The 19,240-nt window shown below is 65.3% G+C and carries 20 protein-coding genes; 13 read left to right on the forward strand and 7 right to left on the reverse strand.

The window, feature by feature from the left end; translation table 11 throughout:
- The first annotated feature begins 457 nt into the window (after window positions 1-457).
- From ASC83_RS20555 to ASC83_RS20605, 11 genes are all read left to right on the forward strand, one after another.
- A complete protein-coding gene (locus ASC83_RS20555; protein ID WP_056067133.1) occupies window positions 458-1,789 on the forward strand; it encodes a sugar ABC transporter substrate-binding protein in 1,332 nt (443 codons plus the stop codon).
- A 146-nt stretch (window positions 1,790-1,935) separates the two neighbouring features.
- The gene (locus ASC83_RS20560; protein ID WP_056067135.1) at window positions 1,936-2,799 is read left to right on the forward strand and encodes a carbohydrate ABC transporter permease; all 864 of its coding nucleotides are present in this window, start codon (window positions 1,936-1,938) and stop codon (window positions 2,797-2,799) included.
- A gap of 15 nt (window positions 2,800-2,814) precedes the next feature.
- Window positions 2,815-3,660 carry a carbohydrate ABC transporter permease gene (locus ASC83_RS20565; RefSeq protein ID WP_056067136.1) on the forward strand — a complete coding sequence of 282 codons (846 nt, stop codon included), beginning with the start codon at window positions 2,815-2,817 and terminating at the stop codon, window positions 3,658-3,660.
- Window positions 3,661-3,709: 49 nt separating this feature from the next.
- Window positions 3,710-4,753, forward strand: coding sequence for an ABC transporter ATP-binding protein (locus ASC83_RS20570; RefSeq protein WP_056067139.1), 1,044 nt, complete (start codon window positions 3,710-3,712; stop codon window positions 4,751-4,753).
- 17 nt (window positions 4,754-4,770) lie between these two features.
- Complete coding sequence (locus ASC83_RS20575; protein ID WP_056067760.1) at window positions 4,771-5,505, forward strand: SDR family oxidoreductase; 735 nt, start codon at window positions 4,771-4,773, stop codon at window positions 5,503-5,505.
- A gap of 19 nt (window positions 5,506-5,524) precedes the next feature.
- Complete coding sequence (gene dalD, locus ASC83_RS20580; RefSeq protein ID WP_056067142.1) at window positions 5,525-6,928, forward strand: D-arabinitol 4-dehydrogenase; 1,404 nt, start codon at window positions 5,525-5,527, stop codon at window positions 6,926-6,928.
- Window positions 6,929-6,957: 29 nt separating this feature from the next.
- Complete coding sequence (locus tag ASC83_RS20585) at window positions 6,958-7,890, forward strand: AraC family transcriptional regulator (protein WP_056067144.1); 933 nt, start codon at window positions 6,958-6,960, stop codon at window positions 7,888-7,890.
- Window positions 7,891-8,012: 122 nt separating this feature from the next.
- A complete protein-coding gene (gene xylB / locus ASC83_RS20590; protein WP_056067145.1) occupies window positions 8,013-9,497 on the forward strand; it encodes a xylulokinase in 1,485 nt (494 codons plus the stop codon).
- Between the two features lie 28 nt (window positions 9,498-9,525).
- Window positions 9,526-10,560: a PfkB family carbohydrate kinase gene (locus tag ASC83_RS20595; RefSeq protein WP_056067148.1), complete on the forward strand. Its 1,035-nt coding sequence runs from the start codon at window positions 9,526-9,528 to the stop codon at window positions 10,558-10,560.
- A 205-nt stretch (window positions 10,561-10,765) separates the two neighbouring features.
- On the forward strand, window positions 10,766-10,909 hold the full coding sequence (locus ASC83_RS24385) for a hypothetical protein (protein WP_235509432.1): 144 nt from the start codon (window positions 10,766-10,768) through the stop codon (window positions 10,907-10,909).
- The gene (locus ASC83_RS20605) at window positions 10,906-11,394 is read left to right on the forward strand and encodes a GNAT family N-acetyltransferase (protein WP_056067149.1); all 489 of its coding nucleotides are present in this window, start codon (window positions 10,906-10,908) and stop codon (window positions 11,392-11,394) included. Before ASC83_RS24385 ends, ASC83_RS20605 begins: the two co-directional genes overlap by 4 nt.
- Before the next feature lie 144 nt (window positions 11,395-11,538).
- Here ASC83_RS20605 and ASC83_RS20610 read toward each other — a convergent pair whose 3' ends face one another.
- From ASC83_RS20610 to ASC83_RS20625, 4 genes are read right to left on the reverse strand one after another with little or no spacing between them, the layout of a single operon-like run.
- Window positions 11,539-12,159: an SMI1/KNR4 family protein gene (locus ASC83_RS20610; RefSeq protein ID WP_056067151.1), complete on the reverse strand. Its 621-nt coding sequence runs from the start codon at window positions 12,157-12,159 to the stop codon at window positions 11,539-11,541.
- 20 nt (window positions 12,160-12,179) lie between these two features.
- Window positions 12,180-12,647 (reverse strand): GNAT family N-acetyltransferase, encoded by a 468-nt coding sequence (locus tag ASC83_RS20615; protein ID WP_056067153.1) that lies wholly within the window; start codon window positions 12,645-12,647, stop codon window positions 12,180-12,182.
- Between the two features lie 19 nt (window positions 12,648-12,666).
- Window positions 12,667-14,082, reverse strand: a complete 1,416-nt coding sequence (locus ASC83_RS20620) for an FAD-binding oxidoreductase (RefSeq protein ID WP_056067154.1) — start codon at window positions 14,080-14,082, stop codon at window positions 12,667-12,669.
- 57 nt (window positions 14,083-14,139) lie between these two features.
- Entirely contained in the window at window positions 14,140-14,571 is a 432-nt protein-coding gene (locus tag ASC83_RS20625) for a DUF2069 domain-containing protein (RefSeq protein WP_056067156.1), read from the reverse strand.
- Between the two features lie 21 nt (window positions 14,572-14,592).
- On the opposite strand from ASC83_RS20625, the gene ASC83_RS20630 reads away from it, so the two are divergent.
- Complete coding sequence (locus ASC83_RS20630; RefSeq protein WP_056067158.1) at window positions 14,593-15,843, forward strand: YihY family inner membrane protein; 1,251 nt, start codon at window positions 14,593-14,595, stop codon at window positions 15,841-15,843.
- Between the two features lie 104 nt (window positions 15,844-15,947).
- Here the strand turns inward: ASC83_RS20630 and ASC83_RS20635 are convergent, their stop codons facing one another.
- The 3 genes from ASC83_RS20635 to ASC83_RS20645 form a co-directional block, all read right to left on the reverse strand.
- Complete coding sequence (locus ASC83_RS20635; protein WP_056067160.1) at window positions 15,948-16,295, reverse strand: DUF962 domain-containing protein; 348 nt, start codon at window positions 16,293-16,295, stop codon at window positions 15,948-15,950.
- A 161-nt stretch (window positions 16,296-16,456) separates the two neighbouring features.
- Window positions 16,457-17,275, reverse strand: a complete 819-nt coding sequence (locus tag ASC83_RS20640) for an alpha/beta fold hydrolase (protein ID WP_056067162.1) — start codon at window positions 17,273-17,275, stop codon at window positions 16,457-16,459.
- A 2-nt stretch (window positions 17,276-17,277) separates the two neighbouring features.
- Entirely contained in the window at window positions 17,278-18,588 is a 1,311-nt protein-coding gene (locus ASC83_RS20645) for an O-acetylhomoserine aminocarboxypropyltransferase (protein WP_056067762.1), read from the reverse strand.
- Window positions 18,589-18,746: 158 nt separating this feature from the next.
- Here ASC83_RS20645 and ASC83_RS20650 point away from each other — a divergent pair, with 158 nt between their 5' ends.
- A complete protein-coding gene (locus ASC83_RS20650; protein ID WP_015013536.1) occupies window positions 18,747-19,196 on the forward strand; it encodes a CBS domain-containing protein in 450 nt (149 codons plus the stop codon).
- Window positions 19,197-19,240: the final 44 nt, after the last annotated feature.

The raw sequence follows: 19,240 nt of genomic DNA on the forward strand, positions 1-19,240 counted from the left end.
CTTGCGGGTTCGGCTCATCGATGGGATGAACTGTACGCNAAAAAGCGTCTCAAAAAAGCCGGGTCAAAAACCATTCCTGAACCGGGTTCGGTGAGTCGCCTTGCGGGTTCGGCTCATCGATGGGATGAACTGTACGCCGATGGTGTTTAGAGAAAAACCACTGAGTCGCAAACTGACTGTTCCAGTTTTGGAAACAGTCGGCCCACTCAGGGCGCGCCCTTGGGTCAAATGTGTGCAGCACCCCGCAGCGCCAGGGCGGGCGCCCCAGGCCCACAATGCACATACCCAATTGATGCGACTAGGTATAAATCCTGAGATTCTGGCGAAATTTAGTATGTGTAGTGCTTTTCAAAGTATCAACTGAGCATCAGAGCATCGGTATCGTTCAGCCCATCAATGCCGAGATTCGACTGGCGTTGAATGGCAGATCCATACCAACTACGCAGGAGACGTTCCGATGCCCCGTTCCACTCGTCCACACACTCGCTTGGCTCTGGCCGTTGCTGCCCTGGCGGCATCGCTGTGCGGAGCCGCTGCGCATGCGCAGACCGAACTCGTGATTGCCACCGTGAACAACGGCCACATGATCGAGATGCAAAAGCTCAGCAAGAATTTCGAGCAGGCCAACCCCGACATCAAGCTCAAGTGGGTCACGTTGGAAGAGGGCGTGCTGCGCCAGCGCGTGACCACCGACATCGCCACCAAGGGCGGCCAGTTCGACGTGATGACGATTGGCATGTACGAAGCGCCCATCTGGGGCAAGAAGGGCTGGCTGCAGGAGCTGAAGACCGATGCTGCCTACGACGTGGATGACCTGCTGCCCGCAGTGCGCAATGGCCTGACGGTGGACGGCAAGCTGTTTGCCGCCCCGTTTTATGGCGAAAGCTCCATGCTGATGTACCGCAAGGACCTCGCCGACAAGGCTGGTGTGCAGGTGCCCGAGCGCCCCACCTGGCCGCAGATCAAGGACCTGGCCGCCAAGATGCACGACCCCAAGAACGGCGTGTACGGCATCTGCCTGCGCGGCAAGCCGGGATGGGGCGACAACATGGCCTTTCTGACCACACTGGTCAACACCTTCGGTGGTCAGTGGTTCGATATGCAGTGGAAGCCACAGCTCGAATCCAAGCCTTGGAAGGACGCGATCACCTTCTACGTCGACCTGCTCAAGAACTATGGCCCGCCCGGCTCGTCGGCCAACAGCTTCAACGAGATCCTGGCGCTGACCAACTCCGGCAAGTGCGGCATGTGGGTGGATGCCACCATCGCCGCATCGTTCGTGGCCGACCCCAAGCAGTCCAAGGTGGCCGACCAGATGGCCTTTGCCCAGGCGCCCACCATGAACACGCCCAAGGGCGCGAACTGGCTGTGGTCGTGGAATCTGGCCATCCCGGCTGGTTCCAAAAAGGTCGACGCCGCGCAGAAGTTCATCACCTGGTCCACCAGCAAGGAATACATCCAGCTCGTGGCCAAGACCAACGGCTGGGCCAATGTGCCCACCGGCACGCGCAAGAGCACCTACGCCTCGCCGGAATTCCAGAAGGCCGCGCGTTTTGCCGCCGCAGAGAAGACCGCCATCGACTCGGCCAACCCCACGGATTCGACCTTGCCCAAGAGCCCGTATGTGGGCGTGCAGTTCGCGGCCATTCCGGAGTTCCAGGCCATCGGTATCGCCGTGGGCCAGCAGATGAGTTCTGCGCTGGCAGGCAAGACGACGGTGGACGTGGCACTCAAGGCCGGCCAGGTGGCGGCTGACCGCGAAATGAAAAAGGCCGGCTACTACAAATAGGCATTCATTTGGCTGCTGCGCGGGCCGATCCGGGGCCGGTGTTCCTCGCCGTACGGGAGTACGGCTGCGGTACAGCGACCCCGCCTCGGCCCGCTCGCGACGCCGACTGAACGCCTATTTCCGCTGGACTTTTTTCTGAGGCTCCCATGAACCGCCGCCTGCTCCCTCGCCTGCTGCTCACGCCAGCCATGGCCACGCTCTTCCTGTGGATGATCGTGCCGCTGGTGATGACGATCTACTTCTCGCTCATCCGCTACAACCTCATGCAGCCGGACCAGACGGGCTTTGCCGGGCTGGAGAACTTTGAGTATTTCGTCACCGACCCGTCGTTTGGCACGGCGGTGGTCAATACGCTGCTGCTGCTGGGCAGCGTCATTCTCATCACGGTGGTGTTCGGCGTTGCGATTGCGCTGCTCATCAACGAGCCGTTTGCGGGCCGGGGCATCGTGCGGGTGCTGTTGATTTCGCCGTTTTTCGTCATGCCCACGGTGAACGCGCTGATGTGGAAGAACATGATGATGAATCCCATCTACGGCGTGCTCGCCCAGGTGTGGATGTTCTTTGGCGCACAGCCGGTGGACTGGCTTACCGACCACCCGCTGTTCTCGGTGATCGTCATGGTGTCATGGCAGTGGCTGCCGTTTGCCACGCTGATCTTCATGACCGCATTGCAGAGCATGAACCACGAGCAGCTCGAAGCATCGCGCATGGACGGCGCCAACTACCTGCAGCAGCTGCGCTACCTGTATGTGCCGCACCTGGCGCGCTCGGTGGCGGTGGTGGTGATGATCGAACTCATCTTTTTGCTCAGCATCTTTGCCGAGATCTACACCACCACGGGTGGCGGGCCGGGCGATGCGAGCACCAACGTCACCTTCCTGATCTTCAAGCAGGCACTGCTCAACTTCGACGCGGGCGTGGCCTCGGCAGGTGCACTGTTCGCAGTGTTGCTGGCCAATATCGCGGCGGTGTTTCTGATCCGCATGGTCGGCAAGAACCTTGACAAGTAAGACGGGGCAACGCTCATGACAACGACAAAACGACGCCGCTCCAACTTCCCGCTGGGCCTGCTGGCCCTGCGCACCGCTGCTGCCTGGGGCGTGGCCCTGCTGCTGTTTTTCCCGCTGGGTTGGCTGTTCCTCACGGCGTTCAAGACCGAGTTGCAGGCCATCGCCGTGCCGCCGCAGCTGTTCTTTGTCCCCACGCTCGAAAACTTTCACGAGGTGCAGGAGCGCAGCGACTACTTGCTGTACGCCAAGAATTCGGTCATCACCAGCGTGGTCTCTACCCTGGTGGGGCTCATGTTGGCTGCGCCTGCGGCCTACGCCATGGCCTTCTTCAAGGGCAAGTACACCAAGGACATCCTCATGTGGATGCTCTCGACCAAGATGATGCCCGCCGTGGGCGCGCTGGTACCCATCTACGTGCTGGCGCAAAAGAGCCACCTGCTCGATACGCAGCTTGCGCTCATCATCGTGTTCGCGCTGTCCAACCTGCCCATCATGGTCTGGATGCTGTATTCGCACTTCAAGGACATCCCGCGCGAGATTCTGGAAGCCGCGCGCATGGACGGTGCCACGCTGTGGCAGGAGGTGCGCCTGGTGCTGCTGCCGCTGGGCATGGGCGGCCTCGCGTCCACCGGCCTCTTGTGCCTGGTGCTGTCATGGAACGAGGCCTTCTGGAGCCTGAACCTCAGCGCCGCCAAGGCCGGCACGCTGGCCACCCTGATCGCGTCGTACTCCAGCCCCGAGGGCCTGTTCTGGGCCAAGTTGTCCGCCGCCTCGCTGATGGCCATTGCACCCATCGTGGTCTTTGGCTGGTTCAGCCAGAAGCAGCTGGTGCAGGGCCTGACGTTTGGCGCCGTGAAGTAACGCGCAGCTTTCCTATCCAACGCAATCAAGTTTTCAGGAACCCGATTCCATGGCCTACCTTCAACTGCGCGGCATCGAGAAATTCTTTGGTGAACACCGCGCCATCAAGGGCATCGACCTCTCCATCCAGCAAGGCGAGTTCATCGTCTTCGTCGGCCCCTCGGGCTGCGGCAAGTCCACGCTGCTGCGGCTGATCGCGGGGCTCGAAAACATCGACGGTGGCACCCTGATGCTGGACGGCCGCGACATCACCGACCAGCCCTCGAGCAAGCGCGACCTGGCGATGGTGTTCCAGAGCTATGCGCTGTACCCGCACATGAGCGTGTACGAGAACATGAGCTTTGCGCTCAAGCTCGCCAAGGTGGACAAGCAGGTGATCGACGAGAAGGTGCAGAACGCCGCGCGCATCCTCAACCTCACCAGCTACCTGCAGCGCACGCCCAAGGAGCTGTCGGGTGGGCAGCGCCAGCGTGTGGCCATCGGCCGCGCCATCGTTCGTGCGCCCAAGGTGTTTTTGTTTGACGAGCCACTGTCCAACCTCGACGCGGCGCTGCGCGGCCAGACGCGCGTGGAGATCGCCAAGCTGCACCGCGACCTGGGCGCCACCACCATCTACGTCACACACGACCAGGTCGAGGCCATGACGCTGGCCGACCGTGTGGTGGTGCTGCGCGACGGCGTCATCGAGCAGGTGGGTACGCCGCTGGAGCTGTACGACCGGCCTGCCAACCAGTTCGTGGCCCAGTTCATCGGCACGCCGCAGATGAACGTGGTGCCCTTGCCGCAGCTGCCATCGCCCGTGCAGCAGCAGGCACCCGTCGGGGCGGAGGGCGGCGCCATCGGCCTGCGCCCCGAGAACATCACAGTACGCAACACCGGCGCGACGCCGGTGCCGGGCCAGGTGGACCTGGTGGAAGCATTGGGCGCAGAGACGCTGATCTACGTGAGCACGCCCAGCGGAGCGCAGTTTGTGGCGCGCCAGAACGACCGCACAGGCCTGCGTGCGGGCGATGCGGTTTGCCTGGACATCGATGCCTCGCAAGCCCATTGGTTCGACCCGAACGGCCGCGTGGTGGCCCGCCAGACCGCATGACCGCCATGACTGCTTCCATGCCCCCCGGACAAGAACTTCAAGGCAAGGTGGCGGCCGTTACCGGCGCTGCATCGGGCATCGGCTTTGCCAGTGCCCAAGCCATGGCCCACGCTGGCGCGCGTGTGGTGCTCATCGATCGCGACGAGGCCGCGCTGGCCAAGGCCTGTGCAGCGATTGGCGCCAACGCCTTGCCGCTGGTGCTGGACCTGCTCGATGCCAGGCAATGCGCCAGCCTGCTGCAGCGCACGCTGGCGCTCGCGGGCCAGCTCGACATCTTCCACGCCAACGCCGGGCTGTATGTGGGCGGCGACCTGGTGGATGCCGACCCCGACGCCATCGACCGCATGCTGAACCTGAACGTCAACGTGGTGATGAAGAACGTGCACAACGTGCTACCCCACATGATCCAGTGCGGCACGGGCGACATCATCGTCACCAGCTCGCTGGCCGCGCATTTCCCCACACCGTGGGAGCCCGTCTACGCATCGTCCAAGTGGGCGGTCAACTGCTTCGTGCAGACCGTGCGCCGCCAGGTGTTCAAGCACGGCATTCGTGTGGGCTCCATCTCGCCCGGGCCCGTCATTACCTCGCTGCTGGCCGACTGGCCCGCGGAAAAGCTGGCCGAGGCCAAGGCCAGCGGCAGCCTCATCGAGGCGTCCGAAGTGGCCGACGTGGTGCTTTTCATGCTCACGCGCCCCCGCGGCATGACCATCCGCGACGTCGTGATGATGCCCACGAACTTTGATCTCTAGAAACCCGCAGTCACGCACCATGAATTTCATCCTGCACCTGGGCCTGGGCTCGTTCCACCGCGCCCACCAGGCCGTTTACGTTCACGCATTGCGCCAGCAGGGCGACACTGGCTGGGCCATCGCAGGCGGCAACCTGCGCCCGGACATGGCCGACACCATCGCGGCGCTGCAAGCGCAGGATGGACGCTACACGCTCGAAACCGTCACCCCCCAAGGCGAGCGCAACTACGCCGTCATCGAGTCGATCCAGCGGGTGATCCCCTGCCAGGACGACCTGGCCCCGCTGATTGCCATGGGTGCCGACCCCGCCACCCGCATCATCAGCTTCACGGTGACCGAGGCGGGCTACTACCTGGATGCCCAGAACCAACTCGACTGGCCCAAGTTTGCCGACCTGCGCGCCGACCTGGCGGCCGTGAAGGCGGGCCAGGCAGGTCACACCATCTATGGCGGCCTGGTCAGCATCCTGCGCGCGCGCAGGGCAGCCGGTGCGGGCGCCGTGACGCTGATGAACTGCGACAACCTGCGCCACAACGGCGACCGCTCGCGCGGCGGGCTGCTGCAGTTCATCGAGGCGTTGGGCGATGCGCCACTCAAAGAGTGGGTAGAGCAGAACACCACCAGCCCCAACGCCATGGTGGACCGCATCACGCCGCGACCCACGCCCGATGTGGCCGAGCGCGTGAAGGCTGCAACGGGTTGGGACGACAAGGCAGCACTCATGGGTGAAAGCTTTATCCAGTGGGTCATCGAAGACGACTTCATCGCAGGCCGCCCCGCGTGGGAAACGGTCGGCGTCGAGATGGTGCAGTCGGTGCAGGCGCACGAAGAGGCCAAGATCCGCCTGCTCAACGCCACCCACAGCTGCATTGCCTGGGCGGGCACGCTGGCGGGTTACCAGTACATCCACGAAGGCACACACGACGCGGCCATTCGCCAGATGGCCTACGACTACGTCACCGACGACGCGATCCCGGTGCTCCACACCCCAGAGCAGCCTTGCCCCATCAACCTGGAGCAGTACCGCGACGTGGTGCTGGACCGCTTCGGCAATCCTGCCATCGCCGACACCAACCAGCGCGTGGCCATGGATGCGTTCTCCAAGATCCCCGGCATGATTGCGCCCACCATCCGCGACCGACTGGCGCGCAACGCGTCGTTCGACAGCGTGGCCATGCTGCCCGCGCTGTTCCTGGCCTACCTGCAGCGCTGGCACGCGGGGCAGATCCCCTACAGCTACCAGGACCAGGCCATGGATCCCGCCGTGGCCCATGCCATCTGCGATGCCGCTGACCCCGTGGCGTCCTTTGCGGCCGACACGACCTTGTGGGGCGAGATGGCCGGCCACCCCCGACTCGTAGACGCGTTGCGCAAAGCCTATGCCCGCGTGTTGGCTTTTGTGGCAGAGCGGACAGGCGCCTGATGCTGGTGTAATTTGAGCCCACTATCGCCATGACCGTGAAGATGCCCATCGCCCCGCGCCAGACCAAGCCCGAGCTGGAGCACGACTATGTGCGCTCGCCCGCGCTGGGCTACGAGTCGCCCGAGACGGCGGGCTTCATCCGTTGTTTGTCGCACGGGTTTCCCACGCCACTGGCGCGCTGGCATTACCACGACGAGTACGAGCTGCACCTGATCACGGCCACCTCTGGCAAGGTCTTTGTGGGGGACTGGATCGGTCAGTTCCAGCCCGGCCACCTGGTGCTGACCGGGCCGCGCCTGCCGCACAACTGGATCAGTATGGATCTGCCCGAAGGCGGCGTGCCGCTGCGCGACCTGGTGATCCAGTTCTCGCACGCGCCGCTGGTAGCCAGCAGCGAGACCATCCCCGAGCTGCGCGAGGTGCTGCCTCTGCTGGAGCGCGCGCGCCACGGCGTGGAGTTCTTTGGCATGGAAGCGCAGGCGCAAGAGCATTGGCATCGCATCAAGGCGCGCCAGGGGCTCGCCCGGTTCGGCGCGTTCTGCGAATTCATGAGCGACCTGGCGCGCTGCACCGACTTTCGCCTGCTGTCGAGCACGCAGCTGCAAAGCGAGGACAACGACACCCAGCTCGACCAGATCAACGCCATCGTGAGCCGCATCACCGACCACCTGGCCGACCCGCTGTCGGCGGCCGACCTGGCGCAAGAGCTGGGCATGACGGAGAGCCGCTTTTCGCGCTTCTTCCGCCGCGCCACGGGCAATACCTTCACCGACTTCGTGAACCTGGTGCGCGTGAACCGCGCGTGCCAGCTGCTGATGGAGACCGAGCGCTACATCACGCACATTGCTTATGACGTGGGCTTCAACAACATGGCCAACTTCAACCGCCGCTTTCTGGACATCAAGGGCATGACGCCCAGCGAGTACCGCAAGCAGGGCGCGGGAAGGTTTGGCAAGGTGTGAGGCAGGTCTTGCCTCGCACGCCGTCCCCCAACCGTTCGGGCTGAGCCTGTCGAAGCCAGGGCACTGCTCACGTTGCCACATCGTCATCTCGTTCTACCGCTGATCCAAACCCCCTTTTGCCCATGTACCTCGGAATCGATTTAGGCACCTCGGGCGTCAAACTCCTGTTACTCGACGACCAGCAATTCGTGGTCGCCACGGCCGACGCCGCCGTGCCCCAGCTGCGCCCCCAGCCCACCTGGAGCGAGCAGCACCCCGCCGACTGGTGGACCGCTGTGGAGACTGCCGTGGCGCAGTTGCGCGCGCAGGCTCCCGCAGCGTGGGCGCAGGTGCGGGGCATCGGCCTCTCGGGCCACATGCATGGCGCGGTGGTACTGGACGCGCAGGGCCAGGTGCTGCGCCCGGCCATCTTGTGGAACGACGGCCGCGCCAGCGCCGAATGTGCGCAGCTGGAGTCGGCTGTGCCCACCTCGCGCCAGATCACCGGCAATCTCGCCATGCCCGGCTTCACCGCGCCCAAGCTGCTGTGGCTGCGCACGCACGAGCCCGCCGTGTTTGACCAGATCCGCACTGTGCTGCTGCCCAAGGACTGGCTGCGCCTGCAGCTCACCGGCGATGCAGTGAGCGACATGTCCGACGCATCGGGCACGCTGTGGCTGGACGTGCAGGCGCGCGCCTGGAGCACGGCCATGTTGCAAGCCTGTGGGCTCGATGTTTCGCACATGCCGGCGCTGGCCGAGGGCAGTACGCCCACAGGCACACTGCGCAGCGATGTGGCACGCCGCTGGGGGCTCGGTGACAGCATCGTCGTGGCTGCTGGCGCGGGCGACAACGCCGCCAGTGCCGTGGGCGTGGGCGCCCGTACTGCGGGGCAGGGCTTTGTGTCGCTGGGCACCTCGGGCGTGGTCTTTCGCGTGACGGACACTTTTGCGCCCGCCACTGAGCGCGCCGTGCACGCCTTTGCCCATGCGCTGCCGCAGCGCTGGCACCACATGTCGGTCATGCTCAGTGCAGCGAGTGCGTTTGGCTGGATCACCCGGCTCACGGGGCGGGGCGACGAGGCGCAACTGTCTGACGCCGTGGGAGCCCTTAGCGCCAGCCGCCAGGCGCAGGCGCCACTGTTTCTGCCGTACCTGAGTGGCGAGCGCACACCGCACAACAACGCGGCTGCCACCGGCGTGTTCATGGGCCTGCGGGCCGAGCACGAAGCGGCGGACCTGGCCTATGCCGTGATGGAAGGCGTGGGCTTTGGCCTGCTCGATGGCCTCAATGCCATGCGTGCCGCCGGGGCCGGGCAGGGTGGTGCTGCCCGCCGGGATGACGCAGCCCTGGCCTTGGTCGGTGGCGGTGCCCGCAGCAACCCCTGGGCGCAGCTCTTGGCCAGCGCGTTGGGCACCCCGCTGCAGCGCCCGCAGGGCGCACACGCCGCAGCCGCCCTGGGGGCCGCGCGCCTGGCCGCCATGGCCTGCGGTGGTGACGAAGCCCACTGGTGCCAGCCCTTGCCCGCTGACGACACCTTCATGCCACAGCCCGCACAACAAGCCCAGCTGGCCGAACGCTATGCCCGCTTTGTCGCGCTGTACCCCGCGCTGCAATCGCAGTTCTGACGCACTGTCTGCTTCCTCCCAAACATCCATGACTTCCGCATCCACGATTTCCAACGGCACAGCGCCCATCCACGCCGCCATTGCCGGCGAGGCCCTCATCGACCTGATCCGCCGCCCCGATGGCAGCTACCTGCCGTGCCTCGGCGGCGCGCTCTACAACCTGTGCCGCGCGCTGGCGCGACAGGGTGTGGGCACCCAGTACCTCAACCCCCTGTCGCGCGACCGTTTTGGGCGTGAACTGGCTGCGCAACTGGTGGCTGACGGCGTGGTGCTGGCCCAGCCCGAGCCCGTGCAGCAGGTCACGTCACTGGCCGTGGTCAACCTCGACGCATATGGCCACCCCGACTACGCCTTCTACCGCGAAGGCGTGGCCGACCGCGCCGTGTCCGCCGCAGGTCTGGGCGATAGCTGCGCCGCCTTGCCCGCGCTGCAGTTGGTGTGCACCGGCGCGCTGGCGCTCGACGCGCGTGACACTGCCATCTACCTGCCGTGGCTGGCCGCCCAGCGCGCCGCAGGCCGCTGTGTGGTGGTCGATGCCAATCTGCGCCCCTCCGTCATGCCCGACCTGCCCGCTTACCACGCAACGGTGCACGCCGCGCTGGCCCACGCCCACATCATCAAGGCCAGCGACGAAGACTTGGAGCATCTGGCTGTGCCTGGTGTGGATGCCCTGGCCCGCGCACAGCACCTGCTGGCCGCCAACCCACAGGCCCATCTGCTTGCGCTCACGCTGGGCGCGGAAGGCGCCTGGCTGCTGCACCGCAACGGCGTGCAGCGTTTTGCCAAAGAGGCCCAGCCGCTGCCAGTGGTGGACACCGTGGGCGCGGGCGACAGCTTTCTGGCCGGGCTGCTGACGCATTTGCTGCGGCAATTGCAGGCTGCCGGTGGTGCGAGCTTTGTGCGGTTTGTCGAAGCGCTGGCGGCCGATGCGTGCCAGCAGGCGCTGTGCCATGCGCTGGCCAGCGCCAGTTTGTGCGTGATGGAGCAAGGCTGCGTGCCGCCGGGCTGGGAGGCTGCCCGCGCACGGAGCCAGCAGCATCCCGCAGCCCAAGACCCGCGCTGACATGGGGGTTGCGCCCGCACCCTTGGAGGCGGGCCGTCTATGATCCAACGTCGCCGATTCGCTGGGGATGCCAATGACTGATCTTGTGGTTGCGGTGCTGTGATCAGCCTTCGATGCGCTGCTGATATTCACTGGCGCATTGGTGGTGCGTGTGCTCAGCCTGGGTCGCTGGCGCACAGAGCATGTGCGCCACCAGGAAGCCCGTATGTTTGCTCCCGCCGGAGCGTTGTCGTTTCGGCGCGAGGGTCAACGCGTGGTGACTGCGAGCGGCCTGTACATCGCCGGATCTTTGTTCTACGTATTGCTGGCTGTGTTGCTGGTGGGCTTCTCGCGGGCCGCATCGGCATGAGGCCCGACAACGCAGCCTCCGGCGCCCTCCGCATCATCCCTGTGGGCCCCGATGCCGCAGAAGCCGCCTGCACGGTCATCCGCCAATCCATCACCCACTGCTGTGCACTTGACCACGGCCATGACCCTACCATCCTGATGGCCTGGCTGGCCAACAAGACGCCCGAGAACCTGGCTGCGTGGATCTCCGCGCCGGGCGCTGCAGCATGGGGGGCATACCGAGGCGACACGATGGTGGGCTTTGCGCTGCTGGCGCGGCCCACGCTGGCGCTTTGCTATGTGGTGCCAGAGGCCTTGCACCAAGGGGTGGGGCGGGGCCTGCTGCTGCACGTGGAGGCCCATGCACGCGAGGTGGGGCTCGCAGCTTTGGGTTTGGAGAGCACACGCACTGCGGAGGCCTTTTATCGCCGCCATGGCTATGTGCCGCATGGAGCCGTGCAAACCTGGGCGGGGCTACAGGCACAGCCAATGCGCAAGGTGTTGTGACTTCACCTTTTCGGCGGCGGCGTCACCCCTCAGGTCAGGGACGGGAGAGCGAATGTTCTAGTAAAAATGGCCTCTGGCGCGCAATTTATATACGCTGAAAGCTCTCATTTTTATAGCGATAGGTGCTTCCTGCCCTGCCGCAGCTCACACGTCGGTACGCACCCGGTGGCCCTGGTTGTCGCTCATTTCCAGAATCCACCACTGTGCCCCCGTGTTCTTGTCGATGAAGCGCATGTGCGAAGCGATGTTGGCCAGCGTGGGGCTGTCGAGGTGGAGCAGGCGCTGCACATAGTCCACCAGGTCGTCAGCCACGTGGGTGAATTCAAAACCGTCGTGGTCGAACTCGAACACCTGGCCGGCGCACTCGCCATCGGTCGCCATCAGGACGTAGTTGCCCGAATGGGGTGTCTCGCCAATCACTTGGCAGTGCTCGATCCAGTCGGGCAGGATCTCTTCGCGTTCTTCGTCGCTCAGGTGTTCCGTCCAGCCCTCAAACGCCTCTTGCAGCGTGGGCCATTCAGCGGGTGGGGCGATGTAGCGGGCGGCATCGCCCGAGTCGGCATCGTGGTAGAGCAGCACGCCGCCGAACGTGGCGTAGAAAGCGGCGAGCTGGCCCACACCGGGCAGGGGGGCATCCAGCGCAGCGGGGGGCTGGATGTGGTGCTGAAAATTCACCGTTTTGGTCTCTTGCGGCTTGTTGATGCGCTCACAGGAGAACGTGCCTTTGTGTTCGGCGATGGCGCGGTGCAGATCAGGCAGTGTCATGGGCGGACCTTGGGTGGCTGTCAAAGTTCTTGTGCGTACACGATGAAACCATGGTGCTTGGCCAGCTTGTCGTACAGCTGGCGCCCGGCGGCATTGGTCTCGTGGGTTTGCCAGTACACGCGGGACGATCGGGCGGCGCGCGCTGCGCCGTACACCGCTTCGATCAGCGCCCGTCCCACGCCCCGGCCGCGCGCGGCTTCGCGGGTGAACAGGTCGCTGAGGTAGCACACGGGCTCGATGCGCGTCATGCTGCGGTGAAACAGATAGTGCGTGAGGCCCAGGAGTTCGCCGGTGGCATCGTCCTGCGCCACCAGGCAGAACATGGGCTCTGCCGCGTCATGAAACCGCTGCCAGGTGGCTTGCGTGATGTGCTCAGGCAGCGCGGTGGCGCCAAAGCGGCCGTAGAACGCGTTGTAGCCGTCCCAGAGCGGTCGCCAGGCGGCGTAGTCTTCGGGTTGAACCGGGCGCACAGTCACGGCAGCGGTCATGGGTCAGCTTTCTGTGGGTTTACTGCAGCACGCGCTTCGGGTTCATGATGCCCTTCGGGTCCAGCGCCTGCTTGATGGCGCGCATCATGCCAAGCGCCACGGGCGACTGGTACTTGGCGAGCTTGTCGGCCTTGAGTTCGCCGATGCCATGCTCGGCCGAGAACGAGCCGCCAAACTCGGCCACGGCCTCGTACACCAGGTGGTTCACATGCGCCTCGTGCTCGCGCAGGAAGGCCTTGGGGTCGCCTTCTGCCGGTGCCTGCACGTTGTAGTGCAGGTTGCCGTCGCCCAGGTGGCCGAAGTTGACCAGGCGCATGCCGGGGATCTCGCGTTGCAGCACCGCATCGGTGTGGGCCACAAAGGCGGGGATGCGCGAGATCTGCACCGAGATGTCGTGCTTGATGTTCAGGCCCTCTTCGGCCTGGGCGAGCGGAATGCTCTCGCGGATGTGCCACAGCTGGTGCGCCTGCGTGAGGTTCTCGGCCACTACGGCGTCGGTCACGCAGCCCATTTCAAACGCGGTCTCCAGCAGCGATTCAAACCGTGCACGCGCATGTTCTTCGGATTCGCTGTCGGAGTTTTCGAGCAGCACACACCAGGGCGCGTTGTCGTCGCCCAGAAACGGCACGCGCAGCTGCGGCATGTGTTTGCCCACCAGGCTCAGCGCAAACTGGCCCATCACCTCAAAGCCCGTGAGGCCCGCGCCCAGCTGCTTGTGCGCCAGGCCCAGCAGCGCCACGGCGTGTTCCATGGATGGCACGGCGGCCCAGGCGGTGAGGCGTGCGGCGGGCTCGGGGTAGAGCTTCATCGTCGCGGCGGTGATGATGCCCAGCGTGCCTTCGCTGCCGATGAACAGGTCGCGCAGGTCGTAGCCAGTGTTGTCCTTGCGCAGGCCCTTGAGGCCATCCCACACCTCCCCCTGGGCGGTGACGACTTCCAGGCCCAGGCAAAGGTCGCGCGCATTGCCGTACCGCACCACCTGCGTGCCGCCTGCGTTGGTGCCCAGGTTGCCGCCAATGGTGCAGCTGCCCTCGGCAGCGAGGCTCAGAGGGAAGAGCACGCCGGCCTTCTCGGCCACGTCCTGCAGGTTCTGCAGGATGCAGCCCGCTTCTACCGTCATGGTCAGGTTGTCGGTGTCCACGCTGCGCACCGCGTTCATGCGCGTGAGGCTCAGCACGATCTGTGTGCCGCTGTCATCGGGCGTCGAGCCCACGGCCAGGCCGGTGTTACCGCCTTGCGGAACGATCGCGGTGCCCGCTGCCGCACAGGCCTTGACTACAGCGGCCACCTCTTGCGTATTGGCAGGGCGCACCACGGCCAGGGCCTTGCCGCGCACGCGGCGGCGCCAGTCCTGTTCCCAGGCGGTGAGATCGCCTTCGTTGAGCACATGGGCGGGGCCGACGATGGTGCGCAGGGTGTCGAGCAAGGTGGTCATGGGTGAAGCGACGGGTTCAGTGGGTTGATCGGGTAGCGGAGGGCTGCGACATGGGCATCAGGGGGCGGGTGGCGCTGCGCTGGCTTCCGCCGCAGCGGCGGCTGCCTTGGCGTTGCGCTGGCGCACGCGCACATGCAGCGTGCAGGCGGTGAACAGCACGAGGCACAAGGCCACTTCGCCCCAGGCCAGCCATTGCGATGGGGGCTTGTCGCCCCAGCCGCGCACCACGCCTTCGGTGAAGTACAGCCAGATCACCAGGCTGACCCAGCGGTAGGTGTACATGCGGTTTTTCAGGATGCCTGCCAGCGGGATGCATAGTGGCAGGGCCTTGATGGCCAGCCACGAGCCGCCAGGCCTGACGGGAGCCAGCACCAGTTCCCAGGCCAGGCACAGAACAATCAGGGCGAGCAGGCTGCCAGTGGCAAGCCAGCGGGTGGCAGCAACACCGCTGTCGGACGGTGGGAGAGGGATGGCGGGGGAGGCAGTCATTGGGGTGGCATCATATCGGCCATGCCTTTTTCCATACAGACAGTAGCGTCGCGCACCGAGGCGTTGATCAATGAGCTGTCGCACTTCCCATGGAAGACCACGGCCCAGACGCTGCGTGAGCGCTTTCGTGAGGACCACCTGGGCCTCACGGCCAGCAGCCTCACCTTCACCACCATCCTGGCGCTGGTGCCGTTCTTCACCGTGGCGCTGGCGGTGTTCACCGCATTTCCCATCTTCGGCAAGCTGCAGGATGCGCTGCAGGGCTGGCTGGTCAGCAGCCTGGTGCCCGACAGCATCTCGCGGCAGGTGCTGGGCTACCTCACGCAGTTTGCGGCCAAGGCCAGCAGCCTCGGCGTGGCGGGGTTCAGCATCCTGCTGGCCACGGCGCTGGCGCTGATCCTGACCATTGACCGCACGCTCAACGACATCTGGCGCGTGCAGCGCCTGCGGCCGCTGGGCCAGCGGGTGCTGATCTACTGGGCCGCCATCACACTCGGCCCGCTGCTCATGGGGGCGAGCCTGGCGCTCACGTCGTATGTGATGTCGGCCTCGGGTGGGCTGGTCAAGCGCCTGCCCGATGGTGTGCAGCTGCTGTTCGATTCGATCCAGTTTGTGGTGCTGGCGGGCGGCATGGCGTCGCTGTACCACTATGTGCCCAACACGCCGGTGAAATGGCGGCACGCCTGGACGGGCGGCTTTTTTGTCGCGGTGTGCATCGAGCTGGCCAAGAAGGTGCTGGCGGTGTACCTGGGCAAGGTGCCCACCTATTCCGTGGTGTACGGCGCGTTTGCCACGCTGCCCATCTTGCTGGTCTGGATCTATGTAGCCTGGGTCATCGTGCTGCTGGGGGCGGTGGTGACCGCGTACTTGCCCAGCCTGCTGGCGGGGGTGGCGCGGCGCGGCACGGTGGCGGGCTGGACGTTCCAGCTGGCGGTGGAGGTGCTGCAGGCGCTGCACCGAGCGCGCCAGCAGCCCATCAAGGGCCTGCGCCCCAGCCAGCTGGCCCAGTTGCTGCGGGTCGATGGATTGCAGCTGGAGCCGGTGCTGGAAGCCCTGACCGCGCTGGACTGGGTCGGACAGGTGGCCGATGCTGCGGTGAGTGCGGCCGACGTGCCCGAGTCCCGCTATGTGCTGCTGGCCGACCCGGAAAGTACCTTGCTTGCGCCCCTGGTGCAGCGCTTGCTGCTGCAGCGCGTGGACAGCCTCGGGCCGCTGTGGGTCAACGCCAGGCTCGAAAGCTTGCACATGGCGGATGTGCTGCAGGCGCGTTGACCAGGGTGAATGACTGCCTTCAAATAGCAGCTCATTGCTATACAAATAATAGCTAACGAGGCATTTTGCACTAGCGCTTCCAGCCTTTGGGGCTTCAAGTCATCTCACAGGGGCACTTTTCCCGTCCAGATGTCCTTGTACATGACCCAGTCGCCCATGAAGCTGTACAGCGGGCGCTTGAAGCTCGCGGGCTTGTTCTTTTCAAAGCCGAAGTGCCCCACCCAGGCAAAGCCGTAGCCGCAGAGCAGGCCGTACAGCAGGTACTGGGGCTTGCCCGTGGCCAACAGCATGGCCAGGCAGACCAGGGTGAGCGTGGAGCCCACAAAGTGCAGGCGGCGGCATGTGCGGTTGCTGTGCTCGCTCAGGTAGAACGGGTAGAAGTCCGCAAAGCTTTTGAAGGCCCGAGGGTCGGTGGCGGGCGCAGGTTGCGAGGCGGCAGTCTGGGTGGTCATGGCGTTGTCTCCGGGCGGCGTTGAGGCTCTGCCCGCGTTATACGCCGTGGCCTCGGTGCGCACCAGCGGGGCAGTGCGGGGGTGCTGTCGCCAACGGGTCTGCCACCCTGAACCGGCTATTGAAACCCCTGCGGGCTGCCTGCGCGCCGGGGTTTGGGGGCTCACCGGGCCAGGAAGTCGCGGATGGCGGCCAGTGTTTCTTCCGGCGCCTCGGTCATCTGGTTGTGGCCCACGGGCAGGTGGGTGATCTGCACCTGCTTGCCCGCCGCCTGGGCAGCCTTGACGAGACCCTGTGCCGCCTTGGGCGCCGTCATCTGGTCCTGGCTGCCCAGCGCAAACAGCACGGGGCAGGTCAGTTGCGCCATGGCCGCTTCGCCACCGGCATAGCTGTCACAGGCCACAAACCCTCGGTGGAACACGTTGACTGCCGTGTTGCTGCGCAGCACCTTGCGCCCCAGCGCCATGCCTGCACCAAACACCCAGGTGCCCGGGCCCAGGGCCGACGGGGGCGCAGACAGGGTGCTGCGGGAAAACACATTGACCATGCGCATCGCCTTCTCCGGGGCGGTCTGCGAGGCCTCGATGAGTGCGGGCGACACCTTCATCGGGAAGGCGGTGCCCACCAGCACCAGGTGGCTGATGCGGTCCTTCAGGCGCGCAGCGGCTTCCATGGCGATGAGGGAACCCCAGCTGTGGCCTACCATCGCCGCGCGCTGCACGCCCGCGGCATCGAGCAGCGCGCCGATGAAGTCCGCGCCTTGCTCCACCGTGGCGGGGGCATCGCCGCCACTGCGGCAGTGGCCGGGCAGGTCGATGGCCAGAACGTTCCAGCCGTGGTTGGCCATGTAGCGGCTTTGCAGGGCCCACACGCTGTGGTCGTTGAGCACGCCATGGATGAACACCACGGTCGGTTTGGCGGCATCAAATGCCTTGCCGCCGGTGTAGCAGTAGATGGCGGCGCCGTTGACTTGGATGTGCATGGTCAGGCCCCCGCCTTTTCTGCGGCTTTGAGCGCGCGTTTCAGGTCGTCAATGAGGTCGTCGGCATCTTCGAGGCCGATGGACAGGCGGATCGTGCCCTGGCTGATGCCCGCGCCCGCCAGCGCTTCGTCGGTCATGCGGAAATGCGTGGTGCTGGCCGGGTGGATCACCAGGCTGCGGCAGTCGCCCACGTTGGCCAGGTGGCTGAAGACCTTGAGGGTTTCGATGAATTTCTTGCCCTGCTCGCGTTTGCCCTTGAGGTCAAAGCTGAACACCGAGCCCGCACCGCGTGGCAGCAGCTTTTGCGCCAAGGCATGGCTGGGGTGAGACTCCAGCAACGGGTGGCCCACGCGCGACACAAACGGCTGCGCGGCCAAAAATTCGACCACCTTCTCGGTGTTGCGCATGTGCTGTGCCATGCGCAGCGGCAGGGTCTCGATGCCTTGCAGGATGAGCCAGGCGGTGTGCGGGCTCATGCAGGCGCCAAAGTCGCGCAGGCCCTCGCGCCGCGCGCGCAGCAGAAAGGCGCCCACGGTGCTCTCTTCGGTGAACACCATGTTGTGAAAGCCGTCGTAGGGCTGCGTCAGCTCGGCAAATTTGCTGGCCGATTTTGGACCGTCCCAGTCAAAGCTGCCGCCGTCCACCACGATGCCGCCCACGACGGTGCCGTGGCCCGAGAGGAATTTGGTGGCCGAGTGGTAGACCAGATCCGCTCCATGTTCAAAAGGCTTGATGAGCCAGGGCGAGGTGAGGGTGGAGTCCACCAGCAGCGGCACGCCCGCTTCGTGGGCGATGGACGACACGGTAGGGATGTCCAGCACATCCAGGCCGGGGTTGCCCACGGTTTCGCCAAAAAACAGCTTGGTGTTGGGGCGCACAGCGGCGCGCCAGCCGTCGATGTCGCCGGGTTTGACGAAGGTGGTCTCGATGCCGAAGCGCGAGAGCGTGTAGTGCAGCAGGTTCTGCGATCCGCCATACAGCGCCGTGCTGGCCACGATGTGGCTGCCCGCGCCCATCAGCGTGGCAATCGCTAGGTGCAATGCCGCCTGGCCGCTGGCGGTGGCAATGGCGCCCACGCCGCCTTCCAAGGCGGCCACGCGCTGCTCCAGTACCGCATTGGTGGGGTTGCTGATGCGGCTGTACACATGGCCGCCGCGCTCCAGATTGAAGAGGGACGCGGCGTGGTCGCTCGACTCGAAGACGAACGAGGTGGTCAGGTGGATGGGCACGGCGCGCGCGCCGGTGGCGGGGTCGGGGCTGGCGCCTGCGTGCAGCGCCAGCGTGTCAAAGCCGGGGTCGGAGTAACCGGGCATCTGTGTGTCTCCCATGTTGTCAATGCAGGCGGGCATTGTGGGCTATATTTGCTGACAAACAGCCTGCAGCACCTGGGCAACCCCAGCGGTTGTGCTGGTGTGTGCGGGCACACACATACTCTTTCCGATTCTTCCCGATCCCCCGGAGACTCCGCACCATGAAAGTCAGCGACATCCTTCGCGTCAAAGGCAACACCCTCTACACCGCATCGCCGGACGAGCCGCTGGCGGGTGCCGTGAGCCTGATGGCAGAGCGCGACATTGGCTCGCTGGTGGTGATGGAGCATGGCGACCTGGTGGGCATGCTCACCTTCCGCGAAGTGATCCAGGCGCTGGTCAAGAACGGCGGCAGCGTGGGCACGATGCTGGTGCGCACGGCCATGGACGATGCGCCACTGACCTGCACTCTCGAAACCGACATGGACGAAGTGCGCCGCATGATGCTGGACCGCCACGCACGCTATATGCCCGTGATGGACCGCCGCATGCTGATGGGCGTGATCAGCTTCTATGACGTGGCCAAGGCCGTGGTGGACAGCCAGAACTTCGAGAACAAGATGCTCAAGGCCTACATCCGCGACTGGCCGGAAGAAGAACCTCGTACCTGAGGTTGTGGGCAGGGCGCGAGGCCTGCGCCCCGGCGTGACGGCAC

It is taken from the genome of Acidovorax sp. Root402 (assembly GCF_001425125.1).
GTDB classification, from domain to species: Bacteria; Pseudomonadota; Gammaproteobacteria; order Burkholderiales; family Burkholderiaceae_C; genus Acidovorax; species Acidovorax delafieldii.